The sequence below is a fragment of the Neobacillus terrae genome (genome assembly GCF_011393025.1).
In the GTDB taxonomy this organism is placed as follows: domain Bacteria; phylum Bacillota; class Bacilli; order Bacillales; family Cytobacillaceae; genus Neobacillus_A; species Neobacillus_A terrae.
Map to the genome: position 1 here is coordinate 51,874 of NZ_JAAOEO010000004.1, position 14,795 is coordinate 66,668.

At 39.3% G+C, this 14,795-nt stretch carries 15 protein-coding genes and 1 other annotated feature; all 15 genes read right to left on the bottom strand.

The window, feature by feature from the left end:
- Nucleotides 1–88 precede the first annotated feature (88 nt).
- Nucleotides 89–1,204: a Nif3-like dinuclear metal center hexameric protein gene (locus G8761_RS06915; RefSeq protein ID WP_166025011.1), complete on the bottom strand. Its 1,116-nt coding sequence runs from the start codon at nucleotides 1,202–1,204 to the stop codon at nucleotides 89–91.
- Nucleotides 1,205–1,207: 3 nt separating this feature from the next.
- Nucleotides 1,208–1,912, bottom strand: coding sequence for a tRNA (adenine(22)-N(1))-methyltransferase (locus G8761_RS06920; protein ID WP_166025013.1), 705 nt, complete (start codon nucleotides 1,910–1,912; stop codon nucleotides 1,208–1,210).
- A gap of 325 nt (nucleotides 1,913–2,237) precedes the next feature.
- On the bottom strand, nucleotides 2,238–2,597 hold the full coding sequence (gene cccA, locus G8761_RS06925) for a cytochrome c550 (RefSeq protein ID WP_166025015.1): 360 nt from the start codon (nucleotides 2,595–2,597) through the stop codon (nucleotides 2,238–2,240).
- A 221-nt stretch (nucleotides 2,598–2,818) separates the two neighbouring features.
- Nucleotides 2,819–3,958 (bottom strand): acyl-CoA dehydrogenase family protein, encoded by a 1,140-nt coding sequence (locus tag G8761_RS06930; RefSeq protein ID WP_166025017.1) that lies wholly within the window; start codon nucleotides 3,956–3,958, stop codon nucleotides 2,819–2,821.
- Between the two features lie 101 nt (nucleotides 3,959–4,059).
- Nucleotides 4,060–4,578 carry a hypothetical protein gene (locus G8761_RS06935; protein WP_166025019.1) on the bottom strand — a complete coding sequence of 173 codons (519 nt, stop codon included), beginning with the start codon at nucleotides 4,576–4,578 and terminating at the stop codon, nucleotides 4,060–4,062.
- A 474-nt stretch (nucleotides 4,579–5,052) separates the two neighbouring features.
- Nucleotides 5,053–6,183: an RNA polymerase sigma factor RpoD gene (gene rpoD / locus G8761_RS06940; RefSeq protein WP_166025021.1), complete on the bottom strand. Its 1,131-nt coding sequence runs from the start codon at nucleotides 6,181–6,183 to the stop codon at nucleotides 5,053–5,055.
- Nucleotides 6,184–6,224: 41 nt separating this feature from the next.
- Nucleotides 6,225–8,030, bottom strand: coding sequence for a DNA primase (dnaG, locus tag G8761_RS06945; protein WP_166025023.1), 1,806 nt, complete (start codon nucleotides 8,028–8,030; stop codon nucleotides 6,225–6,227).
- A gap of 36 nt (nucleotides 8,031–8,066) precedes the next feature.
- Nucleotides 8,067–8,516 carry a YaiI/YqxD family protein gene (locus tag G8761_RS06950; protein ID WP_420800231.1) on the bottom strand — a complete coding sequence of 150 codons (450 nt, stop codon included), beginning with the start codon at nucleotides 8,514–8,516 and terminating at the stop codon, nucleotides 8,067–8,069.
- A 351-nt stretch (nucleotides 8,517–8,867) separates the two neighbouring features.
- Nucleotides 8,868–9,671, bottom strand: coding sequence for a pyruvate, water dikinase regulatory protein (locus G8761_RS06955; protein ID WP_207789141.1), 804 nt, complete (start codon nucleotides 9,669–9,671; stop codon nucleotides 8,868–8,870).
- 31 nt (nucleotides 9,672–9,702) lie between these two features.
- Nucleotides 9,703–10,338, bottom strand: coding sequence for a transcriptional regulator CcpN (ccpN, locus tag G8761_RS06960; protein ID WP_338000920.1), 636 nt, complete (start codon nucleotides 10,336–10,338; stop codon nucleotides 9,703–9,705).
- A gap of 217 nt (nucleotides 10,339–10,555) precedes the next feature.
- The gene (locus G8761_RS06965; protein WP_166025024.1) at nucleotides 10,556–11,938 is read right to left on the bottom strand and encodes a glycine--tRNA ligase; all 1,383 of its coding nucleotides are present in this window, start codon (nucleotides 11,936–11,938) and stop codon (nucleotides 10,556–10,558) included.
- A gap of 65 nt (nucleotides 11,939–12,003) precedes the next feature.
- Nucleotides 12,004–12,173 (bottom strand) — a binding site (T-box leader).
- 82 nt (nucleotides 12,174–12,255) lie between these two features.
- Nucleotides 12,256–13,008: a DNA repair protein RecO gene (gene recO / locus G8761_RS06970; RefSeq protein ID WP_166025026.1), complete on the bottom strand. Its 753-nt coding sequence runs from the start codon at nucleotides 13,006–13,008 to the stop codon at nucleotides 12,256–12,258.
- 32 nt (nucleotides 13,009–13,040) lie between these two features.
- A complete protein-coding gene (locus tag G8761_RS06975; protein WP_081679945.1) occupies nucleotides 13,041–13,184 on the bottom strand; it encodes a YqzL family protein in 144 nt (47 codons plus the stop codon).
- A 157-nt stretch (nucleotides 13,185–13,341) separates the two neighbouring features.
- The gene (gene era / locus G8761_RS06980) at nucleotides 13,342–14,265 is read right to left on the bottom strand and encodes a GTPase Era (protein ID WP_420800232.1); all 924 of its coding nucleotides are present in this window, start codon (nucleotides 14,263–14,265) and stop codon (nucleotides 13,342–13,344) included.
- Entirely contained in the window at nucleotides 14,255–14,656 is a 402-nt protein-coding gene (locus G8761_RS06985) for a cytidine deaminase (RefSeq protein ID WP_166025028.1), read from the bottom strand. The genes era and G8761_RS06985 overlap by 11 nt, the downstream gene beginning before the upstream one ends.
- Between the last annotated feature and the right edge of the window lie 139 nt (nucleotides 14,657–14,795).

The window sequence follows — 14,795 nt, forward strand, 5'->3', positions numbered from 1 at the left end:
AAACACAAAAAGAACCGGTCCCTCTTGGACTGGTTCTTCTTTTATAAATTATTTTTCAGCCGAGCTATCAAAGACAAAACTTGACCATCTATAAATATTTAAAGGGATTTGTATCTGCTTCAGAAGGGAAAATGGTGACTTGATAGCCAGCCTCTACACAATTTTTTGTTAAAATCTCTGCTACGCCCTTTTTCATTACTTTTTCAACATTATGACCCGGATCAATCATGTTAAGTCCCTGCATCATTGCATCATGTGCAGTGTGATAATAAATATCACCCGTTACATATACATCGGCGCCTTTAAATTTTGCCTGGCTCCAATACTTGTTGCCATCTCCACCTAAAACCGCTACTTTTCTAACTTTTGCGTTCAAATCTCCTACTACACGCACCTTATCAACATTAAGGGCTGTTTTAACCTTTTCAGTGAATTCTGCAAGGGTCATCTCCTGAACTTGGCCAATTCTTCCCAAACCAAGGACTTCCCCCTGATTTTCAACGGGATAGATATCAAAGACAGCTTCCTCATAAGGGTGGACCTTCAGCATTGCCGAAACTGCCTTTTTTATTAAAGCTTCAGGAACAATTGTTTCTATCCTGACTTCATTAACAGTTTCAAGAACGCCCTGCTCTCCGATATAAGGATCTGTGTTATCACCGGGAAGAAATCTTCCTTCACCTGCTGAAGAAAAAGAACAGTCACTATAATTCCCTATTGCACCTGCTCCTGCTTTTCCAAGGGCTTTTCGGACTTCTTCTGCATTTTCTTCCGGTACATATACAACGATCTTTTTAAGCTTTTCTTCTACTGTAGGAGCAAGGACCTCTGCATTCTCCAAGCCAAGCGCAGAAGCAAGCATATCGTTTACCCCGCCCTTTGCTATATCCAGATTGGTATGGGCAGCATAAACAGAAATATCATTCTTTATCAATTTCTCAAAGATTCTCCCTGGTAAGGTATCAGTTGAGATCTTTTGAAGAGGCCTGTATATGATAGGATGGTGGGCAATAATAAGCTGGACATTTTTTTCAATTGCTTCATCTACTACTTCCTCAAGAACATCAAGAGCAATCATGACTCTCTCTACTTTTCGATTAAGGCGTCCAACCTGAAGGCCCACTTTATCCCCTTCCATTGCATATCCCTTAGGGGAAAACCTTTCAAAAAGCTGGATAATTTCGTGTCCATTAACCTGTTTCATCTTTTATAAAACCTCCTCAGCCCATTTAATTTTCTGCTGAAGTTCCTGCTTTTTCCTTAAGGTTTCTTCTGTTTGAGCTGCCTTCTCCAGCTGACTCAGAATCTTTTCCCAATTATCCTTCTCAAGTGCCCATTTCTTTTTAAATGCCTCATTAACTTTTTTCATTAAAAATGGACCAAACAATAAACCTTTATTCTGCATATCTTTATATGGAAGGCTAGGGTCTCCTTTTTCTCCAACCAGGACTTCATATATTTTCCCGTCTTCCTCAAGGATATCTTCTTCCACAAGCTCCCAGCCATTTTCCATGAACCATTCCCTTATTGAAATGGCACTAACGTTTGGCTGGAGAATCAGCCTTTTCACATTATCAAGTTTGTCTTTCCCTCGCTCCAAAATACTGGCAATTAATGCACCGCCCATTCCGGCAATGGTAATGCACTCTGCTTCTCCTGGATTCAGTACATCAAGCCCGTCACCTTTCCTTACTGATACTTGTTCCACAAGGCCCTCAGCTAGTACCTGCCCAGCAGCGGATTGAAAAGGCCCCTCTGCCACTTCTCCTGCAATAGCGAAAGGGATTACATCTTTTTTAACTAGGTAGCATGGAAGATAGGCATGATCGGATCCTATATCAGCTGTTTTAGAGCCTTTAGGAACAAAATCAGCCACCCTCTCCAGTCTTTTCGATAATTTGTCAGCATTCATGTATTCACACCACATCTCTAGTATCAATTCTCTTACAAGTATAAAAAAAGTCCTTTACATATGCAAAGGACCTCTTTTTAGGAAATACAAATATTCTACTCTAGAAAAGCACTAGTGTCTAGCTTAAAGCGCCCAGCGAGTTTTCAACTATGGAATGCTTCTTTGAGTATCTTGCAACAAGTATGACCTTTAGGTGATACTTGGGCAGCTATCGCCATCCTACTCCTACCTACGATAAGACAACAACGAATCGCTTTTTCGAGGATGTGGCAATTTTAGCCTTTCATCAATTGACTACGTCGCTAAACGGGCGCTTACGCTTTTCTTATAATTTTGCCAGCCAGTCAGCCATTTTGTCTGCATTTTCTTCTGGAACAAGTCCTGAAGGCATTGCACCCCTACCATGCATTACAATGTTTTTAAGCTGAGCGTGGGAATATTTCTTGCCTACTCCCTTTAATGTTGGACCAACAACGCCCTGATACTGGTCACCATGGCAAGAAATACATGTGGTCTTGTAAATATCTTCTGGATTAGCTGCTACAGCTTCAGTTTTCTTGCCGCCGCCATTTTTCTCATCAGCTAACTCTTTAGAATCTCCAAGTCCTTTGAATGACAGAGCAAAGATTAGTCCAATACCCAGGACCATAATCAAAATAAAAGGAACTACTGGATTACGATTCATCTTGTTACCTCCTTATGTAAGAACATCTGTTAACAATAAATGCATTACAAACAACTTTATTTTACTTGAAAAATGACAGAAGGAAAAGTCCTAATGTCGAATATTCACTATAAAGTTTTTAATTACCTGAATTAGGAGGTATTATGCCTCTTAAACAACTAAAAATTTCGGGTTAACATTATATTAAAGTAGAAAAGGAGACTGCTTTTGCAGTCTCACTCCTAACAGCCAATTTGCCTTGCAATAACGGTACGCTGGATTTCTGATGTTCCCTCACCAATTTCCAAAAGCTTGGCATCTCGCATATATCTTTCGACATGGTACTCTTTCATGTATCCGTAACCACCATGTATCTGGACTGCCTGGTCAGTAACCTCCATACAAATTTCAGAGGCGTACAGCTTGCACATTGACGCTTCCTTGGAGAAAGACCTGCCCTGGTCTTTTAGCCAGGCTGCTTTATAAACCATATTCCTTGCAAGTTCAATCTTCATTGCCATGTCTGCAAGTTTAAACTGAATAGCCTGAAAAGAAGAAAGTGATTTTCCAAACTGCTTTCTTTCTTTTGCATACTTAAGTGCCTTTTCATATGCTCCCTGCGCAATGCCAACAGCCATAGCACCAATTCCTATTCTGCCGCCATCAAGAGTAATTAAAAATTGTTTAAAGCCTTCTCCTCTTTTACCAAGAAGATTCTCAACCGGTACTCGGACGTCCTCAAGAACCAGTTCAGTAGTATTGGATGAATTAAGGCCCATCTTTTCATAGTTATCAATCACTGAAAATCCTTTTGCATCAGTAGGAACTATAATAGCAGTGATTTCCTTTTTGCCGTCCTGTTCGCTTGTGACTGCTGTCAAAGCCAAATGCTTTGCAAAACTTGCATTTGTTATGAAGCATTTATTTCCGTTAATTAAAAATTCCCCATTTTCTTCGCTTGCTGAGGTTCTTGTACCGCCTGCATCAGATCCTGCATTGGGTTCTGTAAGACCGAAGGCTCCAAAAGATTCACCTGAACAGATAGGTGTTAAATACCTTTGTTTTTGTTCCTCTGTTCCAAATAAATTAATTGGGGCTCCCCCAAGTGATATATGTGCAGAATAAGTGATACCAGTGGAACCGCACGCTCTGCTAAGCTCTTCCGTTACAATAGCAAAACTTATAGTATCCGCCCCGCCACCGCCATATTGTTCTGGAAACGGAAGTCCCATAATTCCCATATCGCCAAGCTTTTTAAAGACTTCAACGGGAAACTTTTTTGTTCTATCCCTTTCGAGTGCTCCTGGTGCTACCTCTTCATCCGCAAATTCCTTCATCATTTTGCGGATCATTTCCTGTTCCGCGGTTAAATCAAAATTCATTTCCATCCCCCCTCCAAAGTAGCTTTGTATGCGTTTACTTTTATATTATAATAGGAATGAAATAATTTTCTCAACATTTTAAAACTTTTAAATATATTTTATTATACAAAAATAAAATATACTAAAATAACTAGGCCAGCAATTCCAGAAATAAAAAAGTATAATATCCTAAGTTTCCTGCCCACTATAAGCCAGGCTAAACAATTAACGGCTACCAATATAGCAAGCGGTATATGTTTCCCCGTAAAAACATCCGAAGTAATTTCTACGGATCCAATCAACAGGATCAAAGCAGTAAGTATTAAAGATAAATGGCTGACTATTCCTTTTTTAAAAAAATAAAAGAAAGATATTCCCGCAGCGATTCCCAACAAAAGCAAAATGGCTATTTGCAAAATAAGTGACAATTCAGTAAAATAAGTGACAAATACTGTTATTGAAACCGCAGCCAAAAATAAAAGAGGCTGAAGAATCCATCCTTTAGTTTTCTGTTTTTCGACGGCGGGATTTCCTCCGGAATAGAGTGTTAATAAATAATCACAATACTGCTCCGGGAGCATTTTATTCTGTTTCCAATATTGAATTTCATTTAATATGATTTTCTTTCTATTCTCATCCATGGGGGTACCTTTCTGCTTTATAAATAACTCATGATAACTGTTATTTCATTCACTCGTGTGCCAACTTTTTTGCCATAGGTATCTGTTAACATTGCGTGTTGATTTCCTCTCCAGTCGCTCGCTTTCCGCGGACGGTCAAGCTATTGCCTGTAAGAACTTAATGAGAAACATCTGAGAACAGCTACAAGCGGCCTTGTGACGAGCTGAAGGCCACGGGCTTCTCCTTATACTACTCTATAACGCAGGAGCACAAAGGGAGCCTTTTCAGAGCAGTGCGCCTGTAGGATCATGGTCTGCCTTTCCCCGCAGGACGTTTGAATGGAAAGCATAATTGATTTCGAGTATATAGCCCTTCTGCTCCATTCATTATGTAAAAAATCACAATTGTGCTTTAACATAGCCTAAGAAATAAAAAAATAGCTTACCCCTATTGTAAGAAGTAAACTATTTTTCAACAATCGCTTTATATAAAATTTATTCCAGGAAATCCTTAAGCCTTTTGCTTCGGCTTGGATGTCTCAATTTCCGGAGAGCTTTTGCTTCAATTTGGCGTATACGCTCACGAGTTACGCCGAAGACTTTGCCCACTTCTTCAAGTGTACGCGTACGTCCGTCATCAAGGCCAAAACGAAGGCGAAGAACGTTTTCTTCCCTGTCGGTAAGAGTATCAAGGACGTCTTCCAGCTGCTCCTTCAAAAGTTCATAAGCTGCATGTTCTGAAGGTGAAGTTGCATCCTGGTCTTCAATGAAATCGCCAAGATGAGAATCATCCTCTTCCCCGATCGGAGTCTCAAGTGATACAGGTTCCTGAGCAATTTTCAGAATTTCCCTTACCTTATCAGGTGTTAAATCCATATCTTCTGCAATTTCCTCCGGTGTTGGTTCGCGGCCAAGATCCTGAAGCAACTGCCGCTGGACCCTAATTAGCTTATTAATGGTTTCCACCATATGAACCGGAATACGAATGGTTCTGGCTTGGTCAGCAATAGCACGGGTAATAGCTTGCCGAATCCACCATGTCGCATACGTACTGAATTTGTACCCTTTACGGTAATCAAACTTTTCAACAGCTTTTATAAGACCCATATTACCTTCCTGAATAAGATCAAGGAAAAGCATACCGCGGCCTACATAACGCTTTGCAATACTTACAACCAGGCGCAGGTTTGCTTCAGCAAGGCGACGTTTTGCTTCTTCGTCTCCTTCTTCAATCCTTTTAGCAAGGCTAATTTCCTCTTCAGCTGAGAGAAGATCTACACGGCCAATTTCTTTAAGGTACATACGGACTGGATCATTAATTTTAACGCCTGGAGGAACGCTTAAATCATTTAGATCAAATTCCTCCTCACCACCCTTGGATAACTGCTTGGCGTCTGGGTCTTCATCCTCATCACTGTCTCCTATCAATTCAATGCCTTGGTCGCCCAGAAATTCATAAAATTCATCCATTTGATGCGAGTCCAATTCAAAAACTGATAATCTTTCCGCTATATCATCATAGGCAAGGACGCCGGTTTTCTTACCCAGTACCGTTAACTGGTCTTTTACTTGTTCAACGGTCAACTCATTTTCGACCTCTTTTGAACGTGCTGATTTTTCAGCCATTTGTCCCCCTCCTTCTAAAAATCACAACTTCCAAATGGGATCTATAAGGATTTGCGTAATTGAATGATTTGCATTGCTATCGATGCTGCCTTGCTAAAATCTTTTTGGCGCTCAGCTTCATTTTGTTCAGCTTGCATTTCCTTTATTTTTAGCAGTTTTTGATAATTCAACACCTGTTTGATATAATCAGTTAATTCCTTATCCGTCACGTCTTCATTTATTGGCATCATTTCAATGTCTGCCACAATTCTTCTAAGTTTATCATCTTTAATATAGTTTAAAAACGCGTTGGAATCAGGATCAGCAGTATCTTCGTAGAAGCCAAATAAATAAGTGATAATTGCCTGATGTTCATCTATGTTGAAGGTGCTGCCAGTTAATAGGTCCTGAACCTTGAAGGCAAACTCTCTGTTTTTTAACATATGTGCGATCAAGCTTCGCTCAGCATTGTGATGAGCAGGCTTTAATCCTGCCGCCTGCCTGATTAATGGTTTTTTAACGGGAGGTGGTGATCCCCGGTTTTGCTTATTTCTTCCCGGGGCAGCATAGGTCTGAAGCTGCTGATTTAATGCTTCAAGCGATAATGAAAATTCACTTGCAATCTGCCTAAGATAAAGGTCCCTTTCAACCGCTTTAGTCAATTGGGATATTTCCTTTAATACTTGTTCGATATAAGCCAGCCTATCTCCTTCATCCTTAAGATTTTTTCCTCTTCTATAATAAAGAAATTTAAAGGACATCCAGGTAAGGCTGGAACCTATTACTTCATTCCTAAATTTCTCGGAACCCATTTTTTTAATATAATCATCTGGATCCATGCCATCTGGCATTAGAGCAACCTTAATCTGGAGCCCTGCCTCGTTTAGCATGTTTCCGGCACGGAAAGCGGCTCCAATCCCCGCTTTATCGGAGTCATAACAAATTGTAACACTGCCTGTATTCTGACGGATTAATGAGATATGCTCCGCCGTAAGAGAAGTTCCCATTGTGGCTACTCCATTTTCCACACCGGAACGGTCAGCAGCAATGACATCAGCAAAACCCTCAAAAAGGACAATTTGCTGGGTTCTTCTTATATTTGGTTTTGCTAAATGAAAGTTATATAAAACTTTACTTTTATTAAAGATTGGCGTTTCGGGGCTATTCAAATACTTGGGCTCTTCCGCCCCCAAAGATCTCCCGGAAAACGCAATCGTTCTGCCATGTCGGTCAAGTACCGGAAACATTATCCGATCCCTGAAACGGTCAAAATAGGTTCCGTCCTTTTCCCTTTTGATAATCAATCCCGCTTTTTCCATCCATTCAGGCTTTAAATCCCGCTTCATTAAAAATTTAACAACAAAATCCCATGAATTAAGCGAATAGCCAATTTCGAATTTATCAATGGATTCTCTCGTAAAACCCCTGTTAAGCAGGTATTCCAGTGCGTCTTGACCCTCTTTTGTATTTACCAGCAAGTGATGGTAAAATTTCTTTAATAGGTCGTGTGCATCGAGCATCGCCTGGAGTTCAGGTGATATTCCTTTTTCATTCCCGGAGGTTTGTAAGCTAATATCAAGTTCAATATTAGCCCGTCCGGCCAGCTTTACGGCTGCCTCCTGAAAGGATAGCCCTTCAAGATCCATTAAAAATGAAAAAACATTTCCACCGGCACCACAGCCAAAACAATGAAAAATTTGTTTATCTGGTGCGACAGAAAAAGACGGTGTATTTTCTCCATGGAAAGGACATAATCCGAAGTAATTTCGCCCGTGCTTTGTAAGTTGAACATAATCACTTATTACTTCAACAATATCTACACCCTGACGAATTTGGTTGATTTTTTCTTCGGCAATGCGCTCTGCCATGAAAACAACTCCATTTTTCTAAAAAAAGTATAGCAGTTATCCCTCTACAAGATTCGACAAAATGTTTGTCAGTTCCTTCACAAACCGTTCCCGGTCGGAAGATATAAAGGGTTTTGGCCCTTTTCCATACTCTCCTCTGCGGCGTGCCTTTGCACTTAAAAAACGCAAATCAAGAGCTGTCAAAATTCCTTTTTCTTCAAATAAAGTTCCCCTTGGAGATAGAACATAAACCCCTTTTGGAAGCAGGGTAGAAGCGAGGCCAATATCCTGGGTTACTGCAATATCTCCTTTGGCAGCATGATTCATAATAAAAAGATCAGCCGCTTCCTTTCCGATGTCCACATATTTCCACTCCGCGTATGTAAAATCATTTTTTACGTGGTTATATGAAGCAACAAAAAGGACTTTTATTGAAAAATCAGAGGCAATTTCGACAATTTCTTCTTTTACCGGGCAGGAATCTGCATCTACAAATATAGTGGGCACGCTAATTTCATTAGTACTAATTCTACATCACTCCGCATAATCCTTCTTGCCTCAAGAACTTTTCTTTGCCAACGGCCATTTTTAAAGCAAGATAGACTTATTTGATTCAATACAGATTATGTCGAATATTTTTAAAGAGCCTCCCTTGACATCTCACAATAAATAGTTTATTCGTTCAAACCCAACTCTAAACCTAATAACATACATTTTTATCACAATTTTTTATTATAGTACATTGTTTTATATTTTTCCATTAATTTTCACTTTAGAATTTTACTTTTTTAATTCTTTAAAGCAATGTACCAAATTATAGAAAAATGCACATAACCGTTTTGATTATGTGCAGGAAGTTCATTTTTTATGTATATAATTTAAAATTTCATTTGCTGTTTCTTCGACCGCTTTATTGGTTACATCTATGATCGGACAGTTAATTCGGGAAACCACTTTTTCAAAAAATACAAGCTCTTCTTTTATCCGTTCAATATTAGCGTAGCTTGCCTGATCGTTAAGACCCAATGATATTAATCTTTCACGCCGGATGTTATTTAGTTTTTCGGGGCTGATTTTTAATCCAAAGCATTTTTCAGGCGGAACCTTATAAAGCTCTTCAGGTGGCTCAACCTCTGGAACGAGAGGTACATTAGCTACCTTTAAGCGCTTAAGAGCAAGGTATTGTGAAAGGGGGGTTTTGGATGTTCTTGATACCCCAATCAAAACAATATCAGCTTTCATAATACCACGTGGATCACGGCCATCGTCATACTTAACAGCAAACTCAATAGCCTCAACCTTTTTAAAGTAATCCTCATCAAGCTTACGAACTAGGCCAGGTTCACAAAGAGGTACTTTTCCTGTTAACTCTTGAATCTGATCCATTAATGGACCAATTAAGTCACAAGCATAAATTCCTTCTATTTTTGCTGCTTTTTGGATATATTCCCTCATCTCAGGCTTCACAAGTGTAAAGGCAATCATCCCTTTGTCCATCTTTACAAGGGAAATTACCTCGTCAATATGTTCTATGTCCTCTACATAAGGAAATCTTTTAAGAACCATTCCTGAACCGTTAAACTGGGTTATTGCCGCCTTTGTAACTAATTCAGCCGTTTCCCCGACAGAATCAGAGACGACATAAATAACTGGCATACTCATTATTCCCAACCATCTCCTCTTTTGAAATTTTTTACATATCCTCTCCTAGAGCAACAAAAGCCTTGGCTATATTAGTTTTTGTCACACGGCCGATTACTTCAAAGCCTCTTTCTGTCTTCTTGACTACAGGAAGTGCATCAATTTGTTTATCAATCAATTTTTTTGCAACTTCAATAAGAAGATCATCTCTTTCACATATAGTAATATTCGGCATCCTCGTCATAATAATGTTGACTGGAAGACTTGCCAGCTCCTGTTTGCCAATGCTGGCACGCAAAAGATCCTTTCGAGACAGAACGCCCACAAGCAATGAATTTTGGTCGACTACGAATAGAGTTCCTACATCCTCCAAAAACATAGAAACGATGGCATCATATACGGAAACATTTTCATTTACCACTACGGGAATCGACTGATATTCTCTCACAAATATCTTTTGCAGATTTTCGGTCAGAAGCTGAGTACCTGACTTTCCTGTATAAAAATACCCCACTCGCGGCCGGGCATCCAAAAAACCAGCCATAGTTAGTATTGCCAAATCAGGCCTTAATGTTGCTCTCGTTAAATTTAACTGATCTGCAATATGTTCACCGGTAATCGGTCCATTATCCTTTACAATTTGAAGGATTTGCTCCTGCCGTTTGTTAAGTTCTATTGTCCTCACCACCTTTTAAGTATCATTTAACACAAAACTGATATACTTTTCCTCCTTGAAACAGCAAAAGAGTTATACTTATATAAAAACATTATATACCAATCCAAATAAATGAAAAGGCAGATAGAACCTTAGTATTTGAAAAAATAAAAGAAAGTGCAGCTTCGATCAGCCGCACTTTCTTTTTTACCTTTTCCTTCCATTAGAACATTTCGGTCAGTGCTTTAAATTAGAAACTAATTTTCTCTTGTAAAAAGTTTACTAACTCAGTAATAGGAAGTCTTGTCTGTTCCATTGTATCCCTGTCTCTGACAGTTACCATTTTGTCTTCAACAGAATCGAAATCGAAAGTAATGCAATATGGTGTTCCGATTTCATCATGTCGGCGGTAGCGTTTTCCAATTGAGCCAGCTTCATCATAATCCACAAGGAAATGCTTTGAAAGTTCTTCATATACACCTCTTGCATCTTCAGAAAGCTTTTTGGACAATGGAAGTACAGCTGCTTTAAATGGCGCTAGTGCAGGATGAAAATGCATAACCGATCTTGATGTACCATCTTCGAGCTGCTCTTCATCGTAAGCATCGATTAAATAAGCAAGGGTTACCCTGTCAGCACCCAGGGATGGCTCTATACAATACGGAACATACTTTTCATTGGTTTCGGGATCATTATAATGAAAGTCCTCACCTGAAAATTGCATATGCTGTTTTAAGTCGTAGTCTGTTCTGGAGGCAATGCCCCATAGCTCGCCCCAGCCAAATGGGAATTTGTATTCAAAGTCAGTAGTAGCATTACTATAATGAGACAATTCATCTTCTGAATGATCACGTAATCTTAAATTTTCTCTTTTTAAACCAAGAGATATTAACCATTGCTCGGCATACTGTTTCCAGAAATCAAACCACTTTAATTCCTCCCCCGGCTTACAGAAAAACTCTAATTCCATTTGCTCAAACTCGCGAGTACGGAAAGTAAAGTTACCTGGGGTTATCTCGTTTCTAAAGCTTTTGCCAATTTGGGCAATACCAAAAGGCAATTTTTTTCTCATCGTACGCTGAACATTTTTGAAGTTTACAAAAATGCCTTGGGCTGTTTCAGGACGAAGAAAAATTTCATTTGTACTAGTTTCGGTAACACCCTGAAATGTTTTAAACATTAGATTAAATTGACGGATACCCGTGAAATCGTGGCTGCCACACTCAGGACAAGCAATATTATGCTCCTTGATTAATTCTTCCATTTTTTCAAATGGGAGGCCATCAACCACTAGCTCAATTCCTTTTTCTTCAAGAGCATTTTCAATTAGCTTATCTGCACGGTGGCGAGCTTTACAATTTTTACAATCAATCATAGGGTCATTAAAGTTGCCAATATGGCCCGATGCCTCCCAAGTCCTTGGATTCATCAGAATAGCTGCATCAATACCAACATTATAAGGGGACTGTTGAACAAACTTTTTCCACCATGCCTGTTTAATATTGTTCTTCAATTCCACTCCAAGAGGACCATAGTCCCACGTATTTGCCAAACCTCCATATATTTCAGATCCAGGAAAAACAAATCCCCTGTGTTTCGCATGTGACACAATCTGCTCCATACTTACACTCATCATTTTCTCTCCTTTAATGTTAATAAAATGGAAAATAAAAAAACTCTCATCCTCTATGCACATCGCATAGGGACGAGAGTTACCCGCGGTTCCACCCTAATTGCCGCAAAAGCGGCCTCTTTAAAATAAAATTGCTCAGGAACGCCTTCCTCCGGTCTCTATAACCCGGCTTCCACTGTCCCGGGATCGCTTGATACAGAGGAGCCAAAGTACTCCTTTCCGTCACTGCAATTATTTAACTTTATAGAGATATTAACCAAAACAGCAAGCATTGTCAATATGAATGGTGAATTGTTCTAATTGTATATAAAAAAATTTTATATAAGTCCCTTTAAATTATCCATGGAATCAAGGAATTTCTTTGACTTTAGATGAAGTCCCGAATATTCCTCGTAGTATGCTGAGATTACCTTTTTCAGCTCAGCTTTTGTTTCCTCTTTAACTGATATATTTCCAAGCCTTGAAAGGTCAAAATAATAAAATACTCTTAAAAGCTTTACAGCTGCAGCTGATATTTTAAAGTGGTACGGGTCTTTTTCAAGACAGCGGTGGCAGATAAACCCTCCCTCTCTTACTGAAAAAGAGAATTGGCCCTCCATACTGCCGCAAACTGCACATTGATTCAATATAGGATGGAGCCCAAGTACATTCAAAATCTTCAATTCATAAATATTCTTGAGCACCTCTGGATCATAGCCCTCATCTAAGTAATGAAGCGTTTGAAAAAGCAGCTCATACAAAAAAGGGTCTGGCTTTCTATCATCTGTGCTCTTATCGGTCAGCTCCACAATATAACTCGCGTAGGCAGTTAAAAAAATATCTTCCCTGATAGATCGCATAGATGAAATCATTTCGCCCTGCTGAAGGGTTCCGAGTCCTGATCCTTTTTGAATTAGGAAGTATCCATGTGTAAAGAGCTGGGAGATGGCAGCAAGGCGGCTGTTTGTTTTTTTGGCCCCTCTTGCCATCGCCCCAATTTTCCCCCACTCACGTGTATAAAGAGTAACTATTTTATTGGTTTCACTATAATCCGTATTTCTTATGACGATGCCTTCACATTTTTCGAGCATTCAAGTCACCATCCATTTATGGAAGGTCAAACTTATGAAACAGGAGAATCCATTGTTGCTAGTTCATCATCCAGAGTCCCGGGTCTGTCTTGTCTTTCCTTCTCCAGCTCTTTAAAGAGAAGATATGTGTCAATGTTACCTGTTTCACTGAAAACCTTCCAGGTAAAATCCAACATTTCAAAACCCCACCTTTCAATATTTAGACTAGCATTTACAAATTCAATACCTTACATTTATCATAGCCTGCCATCCTAAAATCATGAGTACTAAAAACTGTTAATCCATAGCATGCATAATTTCCCTTGACTACTAATAGTCTAATTAGGGCTGAAATTAATAGTCGTCTTCCCTGAATCCAAAATCCCGAAGCTGGGAGGCTTTATTTCTCCAATCCTTCTGAACCTTTACCCAAAGCTCCAGAAAGACCTTTGAACCGAGAAGATTTTCGATATCAATTCTTGCACGTTTTCCAATCTCTTTCAGCATGGATCCCTGTTTTCCGATAACAATACCTTTTTGTGAATCTCTTTCCACAATAATGGTTGCCATAACATTGATAACATCCTTATCCTGACGCCGTTCCATTTTATCGATTAATACTGCCAAGGAGTGAGGAATTTCTTCACGTGTCAGATGAAGCGCCTTTTCCCTGATTAATTCTGAAACGATAAAACGCTCAGGATGGTCTGTAACCTGATCCGCCGGGTAAAATTGCGGCCCTTCTGGCAGATAACCTTTAATTTGATCCAACAATCGATCAACATTATTGCCTTCAAGGGCAGAAATAGGAATAATTTCTTTAAAAGAATACTTTTCTTTATAAGATTCCATGATTGGAAGCAGTTCGTCGGGATGAACCTGATCAATTTTGTTAATAACAAGGAACACTGGGGTTTTTATTGATTCAAACTTTTCAAGGATAAATTCCTCTCCCCGGCCAAAACCTTCCTCAGCATTAACCATAAAAAGAACAAGATCCACCTCCTTAAGCGTATTTTGAGCTACTTTCATCATAAAGTCGCCAAGTTTATGTTTTGGTTTGTGAATTCCTGGTGTATCAATAAAAATCAGCTGTGAATCCTCAAGTGTAAGGACACCCTGGACTTTATTTCTCGTAGTTTGCGGTTTATCACTCATAATTGCGATCTTTTGCCCAATAACGCGATTCAAAAAAGTCGATTTTCCAACATTTGGCCTGCCGATAATAGAAATAAAGCCTGATTTATATCCTTGATTGTTGTTCATATTAGTTTCCATATAGATCCTCCGGTGAAAAAGCCCCTGGCAGAAGTTCCCTTACAGTTAACTCTTGTATATCCCCTTGAAGGTTCGTTAAAACCACTTTCATCTCTTTGTCGCATAGCTCTGCAATAACCTGCCTGCAGGCACCGCAGGGCGAGCATGGACGGTCTGTATCAGCCACGACGGCAAGCATAGAATATTTCTTATCACCTTCTGAAAAGGCTTTAAAGAGGGCTGTGCGCTCTGCACAATTGCACATCGTATATGCAGCATTTTCTATATTGCAACCCCGATATACCTTGCCGTCACTAAATAATAAAGCTGCTCCGACAGGGAATTTCGAATAAGGAACGTAAGCCATTTCCCTTGCTTTTTTTGCTTCTTCAATCAGTTCATTGATATTCAAAATGATACTTCCTTTCCTGCGGAAAAAGCTGGGATATATTTTTATTTTACCTCAAAACCAGCGGCTTTTCATTATTTGTAGCAAAACCGTAATAAAAATTTAGAATTTTCTCATAACATTAAGCTGTTATTTAAACAGC

Coding starts and splice junctions, on each gene's coding strand:
- G8761_RS06915 (WP_166025011.1), bottom strand. CDS start 1,204: ATGAAACAGGTTAATGGACACGAAATTATCCAGCTTTTTGAAAGGTTT.
- G8761_RS06920 (WP_166025013.1), bottom strand. CDS start 1,912: ATGAATGCTGACAAATTATCGAAAAGACTGGAGAGGGTGGCTGATTTT.
- cccA (WP_166025015.1), bottom strand. CDS start 2,597: ATGAATCGTAATCCAGTAGTTCCTTTTATTTTGATTATGGTCCTGGGT.
- G8761_RS06930 (WP_166025017.1), bottom strand. CDS start 3,958: ATGAATTTTGATTTAACCGCGGAACAGGAAATGATCCGCAAAATGATG.
- G8761_RS06935 (WP_166025019.1), bottom strand. CDS start 4,578: ATGGATGAGAATAGAAAGAAAATCATATTAAATGAAATTCAATATTGG.
- rpoD (WP_166025021.1), bottom strand. CDS start 6,183: ATGGCTGAAAAATCAGCACGTTCAAAAGAGGTCGAAAATGAGTTGACC.
- dnaG (WP_166025023.1), bottom strand. CDS start 8,030: ATGGCAGAGCGCATTGCCGAAGAAAAAATCAACCAAATTCGTCAGGGT.
- G8761_RS06955 (WP_207789141.1), bottom strand. CDS start 9,671: ATGAGTATGCCAGTTATTTATGTCGTCTCTGATTCTGTCGGGGAAACG.
- G8761_RS06965 (WP_166025024.1), bottom strand. CDS start 11,938: ATGAGTGTAAGTATGGAGCAGATTGTGTCACATGCGAAACACAGGGGA.
- recO (WP_166025026.1), bottom strand. CDS start 13,008: ATGCTCGAAAAATGTGAAGGCATCGTCATAAGAAATACGGATTATAGT.
- G8761_RS06975 (WP_081679945.1), bottom strand. CDS start 13,184: ATGTTGGATTTTACCTGGAAGGTTTTCAGTGAAACAGGTAACATTGAC.
- era (WP_420800232.1), bottom strand. CDS start 14,265: ATGGAAACTAATATGAACAACAATCAAGGATATAAATCAGGCTTTATT.